Origin of the sequence: Cobetia sp. 2AS (genome assembly GCF_029846355.1) — a bacterium.
Taxonomy (GTDB): domain Bacteria; phylum Pseudomonadota; class Gammaproteobacteria; order Pseudomonadales; family Halomonadaceae; genus Cobetia; species Cobetia amphilecti.
Window position 1 is genome coordinate 302,403 of the sequence record NZ_JARWKQ010000003.1, and the last position, 16,320, is coordinate 318,722.

The following is a 16,320-nucleotide window of genomic DNA, read 5'->3' on the forward strand; positions in this document are numbered from 1 at the left end:
TGGTCGGTTCGGGTGTCGAGGGCGGCGCTGGCAGAGTGCCGCTCGCTCGACAGGATAGTCAGCGTGGAAGTTCAGGCAGCCCGCATGACATCTGAGTGGCATTGCCACGCATGGATCGCAGTGTGGCTGAGGTCAAGTCGCGACTTATGTCTGATGGCGACGCTCAATGATGTATTTCCGACGCCGGTCGTCTGCGCAGGGGCTTTGAGGCACAGGCAGGCGTAGCGATGAGGCGGGGACAGGGCGCTGCGGGGGCGGGATTGGAGTGATCGGGCATGTTTCTGTCGTGCACGGATAAATGCTTGCCGGGCGCTGACTCGACAATCCTGAGCATGTCCCACCGTTGGCCGCGCACGCAGCGCAGGGTGGCCTGACACTGTCTCTTCAAGAACATGTCTCCTAGAACAACATGCCCAGCGAGGCCTTCATGAGCACCACTCTCAGCAACTTCAATCCGGTTACGACGCAGACCTGGACCAACGGTCGACATAGCGTGCGCTGCGTGAAGGTCATTCAGGAAACCTGGGACGTCCGCACCTTCTGTTTCATGGCCGAACAGCCGGTGATGTTCTTCTTCAAGCCGGGGCAGTTCGTGACCCTGGAGCTCGAGATCGATGCCCAGCAGATCATGCGCTCCTACACCATCTCCAGCTCACCGTCGGTGCCCTACAGCTTCTCGATCACCGTCAAGCGCGTGCCGGGCGGGCTGGTCTCCAACTGGCTGCACGACAACCTCAATGAAGGCGATGTGCTGGCGGTGCACGGCCCGGTCGGCAACTTCAACTGCATCGACTACCCGGCGGAGCGCATTCTGATGCTGTCCGGTGGCGTGGGCATCACGCCCTTGATGTCGATGGCGCGCTGGTACTTCGATACCAATGCCAATGTGGACATCTCCTTCGTGCACAGTGCGCGCAGCCCACGCGACATCATCTTCTGGCGTCAGCTCGAGTTCATGGATTCCCGCGTGCCGGAGTTCAACATGCACGTCATCTGTGAGCGCTTCGAGACCGGCCAGACCTGGTCCGGCTATCGCGGCTATCTCACCGACGCGATGCTCGAGATGATCGCGCCGGACTTCATGGAGCGCGAGATCTTCTGCTGTGGCCCCACGCCCTACATGAATGCGGTCAAGCATCTGCTGCGCAGCCACGGCTTCGACATGAGTCGCTATCACGAGGAGTCCTTCGGTGCCACGCCGGTCGATGTCGAGGAAGAGGCCATCGAGCAGGCCGAACAGGCCGAGGTGCTGGCCGATGAGCTGGACCGCTCCGATCTCACGCGGGTCGAGTTCTCCGCCACCGGCAAGTCGGTGCAGATCGCCCCGGGCGAGACCGTCCACGCCGCTGCCGCCAAGCTCGGCCTGCATATTCCCAAGGCCTGCGGCATGGGCATCTGCGGCACCTGCCGGGTGCAGAAGGTCGCGGGCGAGGTCGAGATGGAACACAACGGCGGCATCACCGATGAAGACGTCGCCGAAGGCTTCATCCTGTCCTGCTGCAGCGTGCCCAATGGCGATGTGGTGATCGATTACTGAGGATCTGAGGTTCTAGTGGAGAGCGTCTTTTCACCACAAGATGAAGTTGGTGACAGTCCCCGGCGAGGTGAATGAATCTTGCGCAAGTGATAGGCGGAAAGTCGTAGACGATGTCGCATACAGGGAGGCCGGTGACGCTGTCAGTCATCTGTCGGGACATGGGTCGGTTAGCGTGGGGGTACAACAAGTACAACTGGCTAATGGAGCAATGTCTCATGACTCGTGATGTCGATGCACCGCAACGCCCCTCCCTGCCCATGGCCAGCTTGCCTATCCTGGCAACGCTGGCCGTGTTGGCCCTGCAACTGTTTGTCTTCGGTGAATTCACTCCGCACGTACCGCTGATCTGTGGCGTCGCGATGACGGCGCTGGTCGGCTGGAAGCTGGGTTACGGCTGGTCGGCGATGGAAGAGGGCATGATGCGCATCGTGCGTGTCGGCCTGCCTTCCATCGCGATCCTGATTCTGGTCGGCATGACGGTCGGGGTGTGGATCGCCTCCGGTAGCGTGCCGATGATCATCTACTACGGGCTCAAGCTGGTCTCGCCGGAATACTTCCTGGCGGCGGCCATGCTGCTGTGCTCGGTGGTCTCGGTCACGCTGGGTACCAGCTGGGGCACCGTGGGTACGGTAGGGCTTGCGCTGATGGGCATCGGGGCCGGCTTCGACATTCCGCCGTGGTGGACCGCCGGTGCGGTGGTGTCCGGCGCCTTCTTCGGTGACAAGGTCTCGCCGCTGTCGGATACCACCAACCTTGCGCCTGCCGTCACCGGCGTGAGCCTGTTTGCGCACATCCGCAACATGATGCCGACCACCATTCCCTCCATGCTGATCGCGCTGGTGATCTACCTGATCGCCGGCAACCTGCTCGCCGCTGGCCAGTCGCTGGATCTCGAGCGAATTACTGCCATCACTGCTGGGCTGTCAGGTGCCTTCGAATTCAATCTCTGGGTGCTGGTGCCGCCGCTGCTGGTCATGGCGCTGGCGATCGCGCGCATGCCGGCACTCCCGGCGCTGTTCGTCGGGGTGCTGGCGGGCGCCGTGGTGGCCTATGGTGTCCAGGGCGAGGCCATCAAGGCACTGTTCGGTTATATGCAGAGTGGTTACACCCTGAACACCGGGGTGAGCGAGATTGACAGCCTGCTCAATCGCGGTGGCCTGATGTCGATGGCCTGGGTCATCCTGCTGGTGATGATCGCACTGGCCTTCGGGGGGATGCTGGAGGTGATCGGCTGTCTGGAGGTGCTGTGCGCCGCGGTGCTGGTCAAGGTGCGCGGTATCTTCGGGCTGCAGGTCGCGGCCAGTTCCACGGCGGCGCTGACCAATGTCATCGCGGGCGACCCCTACCTCTCCATTGCTCTGCCGGGGCGCATGTACGCGCCGGTATTCCGCGGAGAAGGCTACTCGACGCTCAATCTGTCACGCTCACTGGAAGAGGGCGGCACGCTGATCTCGCCGCTGGTGCCCTGGAATGCGAGTGGTGCGGTGGTGATCAGTTCGCTGGGGCTGATGGCCGGTGGCGCGGGCATGGAGGGGCTGCTTTACATTCCGCTGGCATTCGCCTGCTGGCTGTCACCGTTGCTGGGGCTGCTCTACACCCTGCTTGGACGCTTCATCATCCGGGCCGATGATGATGAGCGTGCCGAATGGCAAGCCAGGGGACATGCCGTGACAACGCTGGCCCAGCTGCGTCAGCAGCAGGCCGAGGGCCTGGCGGGACTGCCAGCCGCCACGCCCGAGGTGCGCTGACAGTCTGCTCGGCATGAGTGCTCTAAGACTTCATGCTCAGGTTCATGAGCAAGTCGACTCGCGCAGGAAGACGGCACAAACCATCTGGAGGTGCAGACGACTTCGGGGCTACCCTTCAGATGTTGCCACGTGAATGAGCGCATGCAGTGCAGGGGGCTCTGCGGGAAGTCCCGCCAGGCCATGCCAGGGTTCGCCCTGGTGCCATAAGCACAAGGCCCCGTTGGGCTGCATGCCCTCTTCAGCTGCGGGTCGAGAGCGGAGAGCGTTCACGTCAGGTCCACGACTGCCACTCCAGTCACGGGTTTGGTCAAAAGGGCAATGATGACACAGGGGAACGGTGCGCCACCTCCAGGCCGGGAGCGGGTGCCAGCAGGACTACAAGGCTGATCGTCGCAACAGGAAGCGCCGTGCTGCTCAATATCGGGATGGTGCAATACCGTCTTCTTCACGGCACGGCAGTTTCCGCAGGAAGGTGTCACACGACCACGCAAGCTCAGGCTCGCGTGGTTTTTTTGTGCCTGTCATTCTCTGCGGGAAGGCTCGGGCGGCTTCCGTCGGGTCAGCCCAGTGTCGCCCCCATCGCCGCCAGCAGCATGGGCAGATAGAGGAAGGCGGCGAGCGTCGAGCAGAACACCAGCGTAGCGACGTACTCCGGTTCACGCCCGGCCTTCTGGGCGAACATGTAGTTGTAGACCGCCACCGGCATGGCCATCTGCATGGTCAACACGTGCAGCGCCAGCGGGGGCAGGTCCAGCAGGGTGCCGATCCCCCAGGCACACAGGGCGGCAAAGGGAATGCGCAGGACACTGAAGCCCACGCCCGCCGCCAGATTCTTGACACGAATGCTGGCCAGCGACACGCCCAGGGTGATCAGCATCAGCGGCACGGTGAAGCCGGAGATCAGCTCCAGGCTGTTGGCGACGAAGCGCGGCATGTGCACATCGCAGAGCAGCATGAGGGTGGCGACGATGCTGGCCCAGATGGTCGGCGAGCGCACCACGCTGCGCAGCGGGTTGCCGCTGGTGCTGGCAAGCCAGGCGCCGAGGGTGAACTGCAGCAGCGACATGGTGACCATGATGGTGATGGCGTAGGCGAAGCCGGCCTGGCCGAAGGCGTAGAGCGAGACGGGCAGGCCCATGTTGCCGACGTTGGAGAACAGCAACGGCGCCACCGCGACCTTCCAGGGCTTGCCGATCAGGCGCGCGAAGGGCCAGCTCAGCGCCAGCAGCAGGGCCATCACGGACAGCGTCGCCAGGCCCGTGCGCAAAAAGCTCGAGTTGTCGATCTCGGCGCTGCCCAGCGCATTGAGGATCAGCGCCGGCGTGCCGATGTAGAGCACCAGCCGGGTGACGAAGGCCATCGGGTAGTCGTTGCCCAGCCTGACCCAGAAGAAGCCGATGGCGGCGCCACACAGTACCGGTGCCATCACCGCCAGCAATTCCATCAGCATATTCTCAACTCCCTTCCTCAGGCGCGCGCTTGCATGGATCAGTCGTCATCCGGCGCCTGATCGCACGATATCGGTGTCTAGCATACCTGCCCGCAAGGGCTTCGGTGTAGCGCCAGTGGCGGGCAGCCACTATTCGCAGCAGCTCTGTGCGGGCCGTCGAGATGTCGCTTTTGCCTGCCGATGTCGCATTCGCGCTGCGGGGTGACGCTGACAAGCAGTTTGCCGCAGGGGGGCAGGGCTAGTATCGGGTCAAGACAGCCACTCAAGGCCTTGGCGCCGGGCTGACTCGACAGGATTTGAGCGAACAGACGATCACTGATCACCTTTCATCGAACCACTCCAACAACAACGATCCGCTTACCGGAGGCGCGCAATGTCTCAGCAACATGGCTACACCCGTGATGACCGACTGGCCAGACTCGACCCTGCACTGGCCGAGGCCATCCTCGAAGAGACAGCGCGTCAGGAAGCGCATATCGAGCTGATCGCCTCCGAGAACTATGCAAGCCCGCTGGTGATGGAAGCCCAGGGCAGCCAGCTGACCAACAAGTACGCCGAAGGCTATCCGGGCAAGCGCTACTACGGCGGCTGCGAATTCGTCGACAAGGTCGAGTCACTGGCCATCGAGCGCGCCTGTGCGCTGTTCGGCTGTGACTACGCCAACGTGCAGCCGCACTCCGGCGCCCAGGCCAACGCGGCCGTGTTCATGGCACTCGTCTCGCCGGGCGACACCATCCTCGGCATGAGCCTGGCGCATGGCGGTCACCTGACCCACGGCGCGGCACCCAACTTCTCCGGCAAGCACTACAACGCCATCCAGTACGGCCTGACCGAAAGCGGCGAGCTGGACTACGAGGAGATGGAGCGTCTGGCGCGCGAGCACAAGCCGAAGATGATCATCGCTGGCTTCTCCGCCTACTCGCGGGTGGTCAACTGGCGTCGCTTCCGCGATATCGCCGACGAGATCGGCGCCTGGCTGATGGTCGACATGGCCCACGTGGCCGGTCTGGTCGCGGCGGGTCACTACCCGAGCCCGCTGCCCTACGCCCATGTCGTCACCACCACCACCCACAAGACGCTGCGCGGCCCGCGCGGTGGCCTGATTCTCTCCGCCACCGGTGATGAAGCGCTGCACAAGAAGCTCAATGGCGCCGTCTTCCCCGGCCAGCAGGGCGGCCCGCTGATGCACGTCATCGCCGCCAAGGCCGCGGCCTTCAAGGAAGCGATGAGCCAGGACTTCGTCAGCTATCAGGCCCGCGTGATCGCCAATGCCCGCGCGATGGCCGAGGTCTTCATGGCACGCGGCTATGACGTGGTCTCCGGCGGTACCGATGACCATCTGTTCCTCGTCTCGCTGATCCGTCAGGGCGTGACCGGCAAGGACGCGGATGCCTCACTGGGCCGCGCCCATATCACCGTCAACAAGAACAGCGTGCCGAATGACCCGCAGAGCCCCTTCGTGACATCCGGGCTGCGCATCGGCACCCCTGCCGCCACCACGCGCGGCTTCGGCGAGGCGGAATGCGAGGCACTGGCCGGCTGGATCTGTGATCTGCTCGACGCGCTGTCCACCGGCGAGAGCGCCAAGGTGGAAGCCGAGGTGCGCGGCAAGGTCGAGGAAGTCTGTGCCCGCTTCCCGGTCTACGCCTCCGCCAGCGTGACCGACCCCGCCGCGCTTGCCTGAACAAGGCGCTGGCGAGAGACAACGATAACAACGACACATGCCGCAAGCGCAGAGACATCACTCGGGTGACAACAACAGACATCACTCGGGCGAGAGCACCGGACAGCGCTTGCGGTGGCAAAGATGTGAGGAGGGTGGCAAATGCAGCGTTACTCGGGATTCGGGCTGGTCAAGCATGCGCTCAGCCACCATGAGAACTGGCAGAAGGTCTGGCGTAGCCCAGAACCCAAGAAGGAATACGACGTCGTCATCGTCGGTGGCGGCGGGCATGGTCTGGCCACGGCCTACTATCTGGCCAAGGAACACGGCATCACCAATGTCGCGGTGATCGAGAAGGGCTGGTTGGGCGGCGGCAACACCGCGCGCAACACTACCCTGGTGCGCTCCAACTATCTGTGGGACGAGGCGGCGGCGCTCTACGAGCACTCCATGAAGCTGTGGGAAGGCCTGTCCCAGGATCTCAACTACAACGTGATGTTCTCCCAGCGTGGCGTGCTCAACCTGGGCCACACCCTGCAGGACATGCGTGATATCCAGCGCCGCGTGAATGCCAACCGTCTGCAGGGCATCGATGGCGAAGTGCTGGACGCCCAGCAGGTGCAGGAACTGGTGCCGGCGATGGACTGCTCGAGCCGCGCACGCTACCCGATTCTCGGTGCCTCCTGGCAGCCGCGCGGTGGCGTGGCACGTCACGACGCCGTGGCCTGGGGCTTCGCGCGCGGCGCCGACAGCCTCGGCGTCGACCTGATCCAGCAGACCGAAGTCACCGGATTCCGCAAGCAGGATGGCGCCATCGTCGGGGTGGAAACCTCGCGCGGCTTCATCGGTGCCAAGCGTGTCGGCGTGGTCACCGCCGGCAACTCCGGCGTGATGGCCGAGAAGGCCGGCTTCCGTCTGCCGCTGGAATCCCACCCGCTGCAGGCGCTGGTCTCCGAGCCGCTCAAGCCGATTCTCGACACCGTAGTGATGTCCAACCACGTCCACGGTTATGTCAGCCAGTCGGACAAGGGCGACCTGGTCATCGGTGCCGGCATCGACGGCTACGTGGGCTACGGCCAGCGTGGCAGCTACCCGACCATCGAGCACACCCTGCAGGCCATCGTCGAGATGTTCCCGATCTTCTCGCGGGTACGCATGAACCGTCAGTGGGGCGGCATCGTCGACACCTGCCCGGACGCCTGCCCGATCATTTCCAAGACGCCCGTGAAGGGGCTCTATTTCAACTGCGGTTGGGGTACCGGTGGCTTCAAGGCCACGCCGGGTTCCGGCAACGTCTTTGCCTGGACACTGGCCAAGGGGCGCACCCATCCGCTGGCAGAGCCCTTCTCCTATGACCGTTTCAACACGGGCAAGCTGATCGACGAACATGGCGCCGCTGGCGTCGCGCACTGAACCTGCCGTCAGGAGACGACCGACCATGATGCATATCTTCTGTCCCTACTGCGGCGAGCTGCGCGAGGAAGAGGAATTCCACGTCAAGGGTCAGGCGCATATCGAGCGCCCGAAGGACCCCGAAGCCTGCTCCGATGCCGAGTGGGGGGATTATCTGTTCTTCCGCAACAACCCGCGTGGCGTCCACCACGAGCTGTGGATTCACGCCGTGGGCTGTCGCAAGTATTTCAACATCACCCGCCACACCGTGACCTACGAGATTCTCGAGACCTATCGCATGGGCGAGCAGCCCACCATCACCGGTGAGACGAAAGCCGATCCGACCACGCAAGCCAAGGGGGTGAGCGCATGAGCCAGCAAGACAACCAGACCGCCGCTGCCCCGCGCCGTCTCGCCTCGGGTGGACGCATCGACCGCGCCACGCCGCTGACCTTCACCTTCAATGGCAAGCGCTATCAGGGCCTGGCAGGCGATACCCTCGCCTCGGCACTGATGGCCAACGGCCTCGACGTGCTCAACGCCAGCTTCAAGTATGCGCGTCCGCGCGGCCTGGTCGCCGCCGGTGCTGAAGAGCCCAACGCCATCCTGCAGCTGGGCAGCACCGAAGCCGGCCAGGTGCCCAACGTGCGTGCTACCCAGCAGGCGCTTTACGACGGCCTGGAAGCCCACGCCGTCAGCGGCTGGGTCAAGGCCCAGAAGGACCTGATGAGCCGCTTCCTGCCGCAGGTCGGCAAGCTGGGCGGCAAGTTCATGCCGCCGGGCTTCTACTACAAGACCTTCATGGCGCCGGCCTCGCTGTGGATGACCTACGAGAAGTACATCCGCAAGGCCGCCGGTCTCGGGCGTTCTCCGCTCGAGGACGACCCGGATATCTATGATCACCTGCATCAGCACACCGATGTGCTGGTGATCGGCTCCGGCCCGGCGGGCCTGATGGCGGCGCTGGTCGCGGCCCGCAGCGGCGCGCGCGTCATCCTGTGTGACGAGCAGGAAGAGCTGGGTGGCTCGCTGCTCTCCATGTCGGCGGACTGTCTCGATCAGACCCTGGACGGCAAGCCTGCCATCGAATGGCGTGACGCGGTGCTGGCGGAGCTCGAAGCCTGCGAGGATGTGCAGCTTCTGCCGCGCACCACCGCCAATGGCTATCACGATCACAACTTCGTGACCCTGCACGAGCGCCGTACCGAGCATCAGGCCGACCTCGCACCGCGCAATGCACGTGGCGCCCAGCAGGCACGCTCCCGCCTGCACCGCGTGCGCGCCCATCGCGTCATCATGGCCACCGGCGCCCACGAGCGGCCACTGGTCTACAGCCACAACGATGTGCCGGGCAACCTGCTGGCCGGTGCCGTCACCACCTATCTGACCCGTTACGGCGTCGCCGCCGGTGACAAGCTGGTGCTGTCGGTCAACAACGACCACGCCTATCGCGCGGCACTTGCCTGGGCGGCGGCCGGTCGTGAAGTGGTCGCGATCGCCGATGCGCGTCCGGCGCCCTCCGGCGTGATGGTCGAGGCGGCGCGTGCCGCGGGCATCCGCATCATCGCCGGCGCCGCCGTGATCGAGGCCAAGGGCGAGCGCCGCGTGACAGGCGCGCGCATCGCGGCCATCGATATCGATGCCTTCAGCGTGACGGGGGCAGTGGAAGAGCTCGCCTGCGACACCATCGCAAGCTCCGGCGGCTACAGCCCGGTGGTTCACCTGGCAGCGCACACCGGTGCGCGTCCGGTATGGAGCGACGAGATCCACGGCTTCCTGCCCGCGCTGGGCGCACCGATGCTCAAGGGCTTCGATGCCTGCGGCGCCGCCAATGGCAGCTTCGCGCTGGAAGATGTGCTGGTCGCGGCCTACGCCAGCGGTGTCGCCGCGGTGGAAGCCTGCGAGTTCGAGACCGCCCAGACCGAGGTGCCTGCGGTCTCCGAACTTGCGGAAACGCCGATGCTGCCGCTCTATCAGGTGCCGCATGACAAGCCCACCGCACGCGCGCCCAAGCAGTTCGTCGATCTGCAGAACGACGTCACCGCCGCCGGTATCGAGCTCGCCACCCGCGAAGGCTTCGAGTCCATCGAGCACGTCAAGCGCTACACCGCGATGGGCTTCGGCACCGACCAGGGCAAGCTGGGCAACATCAACGGCATGGCGGTTGCCGCGCGCTGTCTGGGGCAGACCATCCCCGACACCGGCACCACCGTGTTCCGCCCCAACTACACGCCGGTGACCTTCGGCGCCATCGTCGGCCGTCACTGCGGCGAGCTGTTCGACCCGATCCGCTACACCGCGATGCACGAATGGCACGTAGCGCAGGGCGCCAAGTTCGAGGATGTCGGCCAGTGGAAGCGCCCCTGGTACTACCCGCAAGGCAGTGAGGACATGCATGCCGCGGTCGAGCGCGAGTGTCTGGCGGTGCGCGAGAAGGTCGGCGTGCTGGACGCCTCGACCCTGGGCAAGATCGACATCACCGGTCGCGATGCGCGCGAATTCCTCAACCGCATCTACACCAACGCCTGGGCCAAGCTGGGCGTCGGCAAGGCGCGTTACGGCCTGATGTGTCACGACGACGGCATGGTGATGGACGACGGTGTCACCACCTGTCTGGCCGAAGACCACTTCCTGATGACCACCACCACCGGTGGCGCGGCCTCGATCCTGGAATGGCTGGAGCTGTGGCACCAGACCGAATGGCCGGAACTGGACGTGCAGATGACCAGCGTCACCGATCACTGGGCGACCCTGACCGTCACCGGCCCCGAGGCGCGTGCGCTGGTCGGCGAGCTGACCGACATCGACCTTGACCGTGACAGCTTCAAATTCATGGAAGTGCGTGAAGGGCTGATCGCCGACATTCCCGGGCGCATCTTCCGCATCTCCTTCACCGGCGAGCTGTCCTACGAGCTCAACGTGCCGGCCAACTACGGGCTGCATGTCTGGAAGCGCCTGTTCGAGTGCGGCAAGAAGTACGGCCTCACGCCCTACGGCACCGAGACCATGCACGTGCTGCGCGCCGAGAAGGGCTTCATCATCGTCGGTCAGGACACCGATGGCTCGATCACCCCGGAAGATCTCGGCATGCAGTGGTGTGTCGGCTACAACAAGCCGTATTCCTGGATCGGCAAGCGTGCGCTGTCGCGCCCGGATACCCGTCGCGACGACCGCAAGCAGATGGTCGGCCTGATACCGACACGCAAGAAGGCCGGCGATGAACGCATCGTGCTGCCGGAAGGCTCGCAGATCGTCTTCGACCCTGAGCATGCCATCCCGATGCCGATGGTCGGCCACGTGACCTCCAGCTACTACAGCCCGACGCTGGGGCATGGTTTCGCGCTGGCGGTGGTCAAGGGCGGTGCCAAGCGCATCGGCGAGACGGTGTTCCTGCCGCAGGCCGATGGCACGACGCTGGAAGCCGAAATCACCTCACCGGTGTTCTACGACAAGAAAGGGGAGCGCCAGCATGTCTGATGCCACCACACTCGACCCGCAAGCGGGTGCCGCCGTCGATGCGCAGCCGCAGGACATGACTAGTTCTCAGACGTCGGTGATCGACCAGCGCCCGACGCCCGAGGTCCACGCTCAGTGCGCCCGTTCACCACTGGCGCATCTGTTCACGGCCCGCGATGACGGCGATGCCGGCGTCGTGCTGCAGGAGAAGGCGTTTCTCGGACACCTGACGCTGCGCGGTGACCCCGCGCAGCCGGGCTTCGCCGCGGGTGTCGAGGCGGCGCTGGGTCTGGCGCTGCCGTTGACGCCGGCGACCCTCCATCAGAATGAGGGCGGTCGCTCGATCCAGTGGCTGTCACCGGATGAGTGGCTGATCCTGGTGCCCGGCGAGGAAGCCTTCACTGTCGAGAAGGCGCTGCATGAGGCGTTGGCCGGTCGCTATCAGGTGGTCAACGTCAGCGGTGGCCAGACCGTCATCTCGCTGAGTGGCGACCAGGCGCGTCAGGTGCTGATGAAGTCGACGCCGACTGATGTGCACCCGCGTGCCTTCCCGGTCGGACGTGGCGTGCCGGCGGTGTTCGCCAAGGCGACACTGGTGCTGCGCCGCGTCAGCGAGAGCGAATTCGAGCTGGTGGTGCGCAGAAGCTTCGCCGATTACCTCGGCCGCTGGCTGCTGGATGCCAGCGAGGAATTCGGGGTCTGCATCAAGGCCTGAGATCTGAGGCCTGAGATCTGAGGCCTGAGATCTGCGTCTGGAGAGAGATCTGCGTCTGGAGAGAGGTCTGTCGCAGGCGCGCGCCATGACCTGAATCGGCTGCCAGGGGCCTTGCCCGGGACAGGAGGCGGGCTTCAGAAATACTGAAGCCCGCCTCAATAATATTGGTTTGTCGCGCAGAGCCTCGGATGCAACCCTGACGTTGCTGCTTCCAACAATAGATAATCCTTACATGACAGGCACCTACGTATGCGTGATACCTGGATTCTGACCGCCCAATGTCCCAGCCGCATCGGCACGGTGGACGTCGTGACACGCTACCTGCGCGAGCAGGGCTGCTATATCACCGAGCTCAATTCCTTCGATGACCGTCTGTCGGGGCGCTTCTTCATCCGGGCCGAATTTCGTCCGCAGACCGAGGCCGGTGCCCTCGATGACGGCTTCGATGCCGCGAGTTTCGAGCAGGGCCTGGGCTCGCGTGCCGCCGACTTCGAGATGGACGTCAGCCTGAGTGCGCCGGATGAGCGCATGAAGGTGGTCATCATGGTCTCGCGCTCGGACCACTGCCTGAACGACCTGCTCTATCGCCATCGCATCGGCCAGCTGCCGATGGATATCACCGCCGTCATCTCCAACCATCCGGACATGGCACCGCTGGCCGAGTGGCATGGCTTGCCGTATCACCACCTGCCGATCACCGCCGAGACCAAGGCCGAGCAGGAAGCCCAGGTATGGCAGATCGTGCAGGACACCGGGGCCGAGCTGGTGATTCTGGCGCGCTACATGCAGGTGCTCTCGAGCGACATGTGCGAGAAGCTCTCGGGGCGGGCGATCAATATCCACCACTCGCTGCTGCCGGGTTTCAAGGGCGCGCGCCCCTATCATCAGGCCTACGAGAAGGGCGTCAAGCTGGTCGGTGCCACTGCGCACTACATCAATGATGATCTCGATGAAGGGCCGATCATCACCCAGGGCGTCGAGACGGTGGATCACGCCCACTATCCCGAAGACCTGATCGCCAAGGGCCGTGATATCGAGTGCCTGACGCTGTCGCGTGGCGTGCGTTATCACCTCGAGCGTCGCGTCTTCCTGCATGACAAGCGCACGGTGGTGTTCGGCAACTGAGTCCGGGCTGCGTCCGCCAGCTCACTCCATCCATGAACTCCACAGACTCCACAAACGACGAAGCCCGCGACCTTTCGGTGGCGGGCTTCGTCGTTTATGCGTGTGCGGATGCGCGTCAGCTTCTGCGCAGGCTCCACAGGAAGTAGCTGCCGCCGATCAGCGAGGCCATCAGGCCGGCGGGGATCTCGTAGGGCGACAGCAGCTGGCGGCCCAGCCAGTCGGCGAGCACCATCAACAGCGCGCCGCACAGCACCGCGCCGAGCATGTGCTCGCGGGCGCGGCTCAGCCCCAGCAGGCGCGCCAGATGCGGGGCCAGCAGGCCGACGAAGGATAGTGGGCCGACGATCAGGGTCGCCAGCGCGGTCAGCACCGCCACCGCGCCCAGCAGCACCAGGCGGGCGCGGGTCACGCCGATGCCCAGCGCACTGGCGCTCGCCATGCCCAGCGGCAGGATATCCAGCCAGCGCGCCAGCGGACGCGCCAGCAGGACCGCGATGATCGCCAGCGCGAGCACGCCGACCGCCGCGGAGAGACCCACGTAATAGGTGGAGCCGGACAGCCAGGCCAGAATCTGCTGACCGCGCGGGTCACCATCGGCGAGGATGATGCCGCGCACCGCATCGTAGAGCGCCGTGATCGCCACCCCGCACAGCAGCACGCGTTCGGGAATGAAGCCACTGCGATGATTGAGCACCACCAGCAGCGCCAGACAGGCCAGCGCCCCGCAGATGCCTGCGCCCAGCAGGGTCAGCTGCCCCGGTGACGGGACCAGCAGCAGCGTCAGCATCAGGGCGATGGCGGTGCCGCCGCTGATGCCGAGAATCTCGGGGCTGGCCATCGGATTGCTGGTCAGACGCTGCAACAGGGTGCCGGCCAGGGCCAGCAGCACGCCGGCGCCTGCCGCCGCCAGTACCCGTGGCAGGCGGAAGTCCAGCACGCTGGCCTGGCCGGCCATCAGCTGTTGGAGCATGTCACTGCCCAGGGTCCAGCCATCGGCGCCATTGCCGACCAGCAGGGCCAGCATCAGGGCCACGCAGACCCCGGCCAGCAACCAGCCGAGCAGGCGGTCGGGGCGGGGATGACGATGCGTCAGTGACATGCCGTGATGGCTGGCGGGGCCAGCCCCCTGCGCCATCTTGAGGCGCGGAATCAGCCACAGCAGCAGCGGCGCGCCGAGGGCCGCCGTCATCGCGCCGGTCGGAATCAGGTTGGGCAGCAGGCCATCGAGACTGGCGACCACCTGGTCCGTCACCGCCAGCAGCAGCGCCCCGAACAATGGTGCCCACAGCAGGCGCTGGCCCAGACGGCGCGCACCCATCAGACGCACGCAGGCCGGCGCGGCCAGGCCGATGAAGCCGATGATGCCCAGCACGCTGACCACGCAGGCGCTCAGAAATACCGCCAGTCCCAGACTCATCAGGCGCAGCTTGCGCAGCGAGACGCCCAGGCTTCTGGCATTGGCCTCGTCGAGGTCCAGCACCGCCAGCGGGCGCATCAGCACCAGCGCCAGCAACATGCCCGGCAGCAGGCGGGTGAGCAGCGTGATCACGCCATCCCAGCTGTTCTGGGCCAGCGAGCCTGCGCCCCATACCAGGGTGCCGTGCAGGGCCTCCTGATTGAACAGCAACAGCACCATGCCCAGCGCGCCGATGTAGAGATTGACCACCAGCCCTGCCAGCACCACCACGGTCGGCGACATGCCACGCGCCCAGGCCAGCGCGAACACCAGCCCCATGGCGGCCAGGCCACCGGCCAGCGCGACCCATTCACGGCCCAGCTGGAAGCCGTCTCCCCCAAGACCCGTGCCGGCCATCAGCGCCGGGGCGAACAGCGTCGCCAGCATCATCGCCAGGCTCGCGCCACTGGCGACGCCGAGGGTGGTGGGCGCGGCCAGTGGATTGCGCAGCACCTGCTGCATCAGCACGCCGGCCATGCCCAGCGCGCCACCGGCCAGCAGCGCGCAGACCAGACGCGGCCACCAGCTGACATGCGCCACCAGCTGCGCAGAAAGCAGCGCGCTGTCTGCCTGGCCGAGACTGGCCGCAGCGCTGAAGTCGGGCGATGCCCACAGTGCGGTCAGGCCCTGCATCAGGCTCAGGCCTTCACGGTTGAGCGCGAGGCTGCCGAGCACCACAAGGGCCAAGGTCAACAGGCTGCAGGCCCGGCCCGGCGTGAGGTGCAGCGGGCGATGGTTTGATGTGGGGCGAGTGCTCATGGCCTGCTCAGTGGTTGCCATCGGTGGTCTCCCCCTCAAGTGTCGCCTCATCATCAATCAGATGGCTGGCAAGCAGTGCGGCGAAACGATTGGCCGAGGGCAGGGCGCCGAAGCTCCAGACCGGTGGCAGGAACAGCGGCGCCGAGGCCTGGCTGTTCTCGCGCACGCCCGGCATGGCCCGCCACAGACCGTTATGCGCCAGTGCCTGGTGTCCGCCGGGCGGCAGCGGTTCCACCACTACCATGCGGCCCTTCAGCGTCACCAGCTTCTCGAGACTGACGGTGGCGAAGCCCCAGGCGTTGGTGTCCCCTTGCCAGGCGTTGTCGATGCCCATGCGCTCGATCACGGCCTGGAACAGGCTGTTGTCGCCGAAGATGCGCACATGGCGGTCATCCATGAATTGCACCATTAACAGTGGCAGGGGCGATTGGCCCTTGCGTGCCGCCTGCTGGCGCAGTGCGGCGTTGTAACCGGCAAGGCGAGCGGTGCTCAGGCGAATCAGCTGTTCGGCCTGTGGCTCGCGCTGCGTCAGCTTGCCCAGCTGGCGGGTCGCCTTGACCAGTGTCTGCCAGGTGTCGGCGTCCGGGGTATAGATGGCGATGCTGGTGACCGGCGCGATGGCCGACAGGCGCGGCGCGAGGCTGGACAGCATCGGGCTGATCAGGATGTCGGCGGGGGCGAGAGCGGCCAGCTGCTCCAGGTTCGGCTGGGTGCGCAGGCCGAGGTCCCGCGTGCCCTGCGGCAGCGCCGGTTGGGCCACCCAGCTTGCGTAGGTCGCGACCTGGCCTACGCCCATGGCGCGCACTCCGAGCCCGGTCAGGGTCTCGGCCAGGGTCCAGTCCAGTGCCACGATGGGGCGATCGACGAAGCCGGCCGGTGGCTGGGCTGTCTCGGTCATCGCTGTCTGTTTCATCGCAGCCACGTCCGCCGCTGCCTCGTCTGCCACTGCCTCCTCCGTTGCGGCAGCGCTGGCGGACCCCACCGCCAGCAGGCTCAGACTGATCAGTGCCAACAGCCAC

General features: G+C 65.4%; 11 protein-coding genes. 8 read left to right on the plus strand and 3 right to left on the minus strand.

The features are described from left to right. The first annotated feature begins 427 nt into the window (after positions 1-427). Positions 428-1,537, plus strand: a complete 1,110-nt coding sequence (locus QD356_RS11185) for a hybrid-cluster NAD(P)-dependent oxidoreductase (RefSeq protein ID WP_192838585.1) — start codon at positions 428-430, stop codon at positions 1,535-1,537. Positions 1,538-1,752: 215 nt separating this feature from the next. Beyond that, positions 1,753-3,285, plus strand: a complete 1,533-nt coding sequence (gene nhaC / locus QD356_RS11190; RefSeq protein WP_225996517.1) for a Na+/H+ antiporter NhaC — start codon at positions 1,753-1,755, stop codon at positions 3,283-3,285. A gap of 559 nt (positions 3,286-3,844) precedes the next feature. Here the strand turns inward: nhaC and QD356_RS11195 are convergent. Next, on the minus strand, positions 3,845-4,735 hold the full coding sequence (locus QD356_RS11195) for an AEC family transporter (RefSeq protein ID WP_054555340.1): 891 nt from the start codon (positions 4,733-4,735) through the stop codon (positions 3,845-3,847). Positions 4,736-5,108: 373 nt separating this feature from the next. On the opposite strand from QD356_RS11195, the gene glyA reads away from it, so the two are divergent. From glyA to purU, 6 genes are all read left to right on the plus strand, one after another. Then, on the plus strand, positions 5,109-6,419 hold the full coding sequence (gene glyA / locus QD356_RS11200) for a serine hydroxymethyltransferase (RefSeq protein WP_192838584.1): 1,311 nt from the start codon (positions 5,109-5,111) through the stop codon (positions 6,417-6,419). 141 nt (positions 6,420-6,560) lie between these two features. Further along, positions 6,561-7,811 (plus strand): sarcosine oxidase subunit beta family protein, encoded by a 1,251-nt coding sequence (locus tag QD356_RS11205; protein ID WP_043333139.1) that lies wholly within the window; start codon positions 6,561-6,563, stop codon positions 7,809-7,811. A gap of 25 nt (positions 7,812-7,836) precedes the next feature. Then, the gene (locus QD356_RS11210; RefSeq protein ID WP_043333138.1) at positions 7,837-8,163 is read left to right on the plus strand and encodes a sarcosine oxidase subunit delta; all 327 of its coding nucleotides are present in this window, start codon (positions 7,837-7,839) and stop codon (positions 8,161-8,163) included. Continuing rightward, positions 8,160-11,267: a sarcosine oxidase subunit alpha family protein gene (locus QD356_RS11215; protein ID WP_192838583.1), complete on the plus strand. Its 3,108-nt coding sequence runs from the start codon at positions 8,160-8,162 to the stop codon at positions 11,265-11,267. The genes QD356_RS11210 and QD356_RS11215 overlap by 4 nt, the downstream gene beginning before the upstream one ends. After that, positions 11,260-11,961 carry a sarcosine oxidase subunit gamma family protein gene (soxG, locus tag QD356_RS11220; RefSeq protein ID WP_225996516.1) on the plus strand — a complete coding sequence of 234 codons (702 nt, stop codon included), beginning with the start codon at positions 11,260-11,262 and terminating at the stop codon, positions 11,959-11,961. Before QD356_RS11215 ends, soxG begins: the two co-directional genes overlap by 8 nt. Positions 11,962-12,210: 249 nt before the next feature. Next, complete coding sequence (gene purU / locus QD356_RS11225; RefSeq protein WP_192838582.1) at positions 12,211-13,086, plus strand: formyltetrahydrofolate deformylase; 876 nt, start codon at positions 12,211-12,213, stop codon at positions 13,084-13,086. A 115-nt stretch (positions 13,087-13,201) separates the two neighbouring features. On the opposite strand, the gene fhuB is transcribed toward purU, so the two are convergent. Together fhuB and QD356_RS11235 are read right to left on the minus strand one after the other, a co-directional pair. Further along, entirely contained in the window at positions 13,202-15,322 is a 2,121-nt protein-coding gene (gene fhuB, locus QD356_RS11230; RefSeq protein ID WP_225996515.1) for a Fe(3+)-hydroxamate ABC transporter permease FhuB, read from the minus strand. After that, positions 15,309-16,313 (minus strand): ABC transporter substrate-binding protein, encoded by a 1,005-nt coding sequence (locus QD356_RS11235; protein WP_225996514.1) that lies wholly within the window; start codon positions 16,311-16,313, stop codon positions 15,309-15,311. The genes fhuB and QD356_RS11235 overlap by 14 nt, the downstream gene beginning before the upstream one ends. Positions 16,314-16,320: the final 7 nt, after the last annotated feature.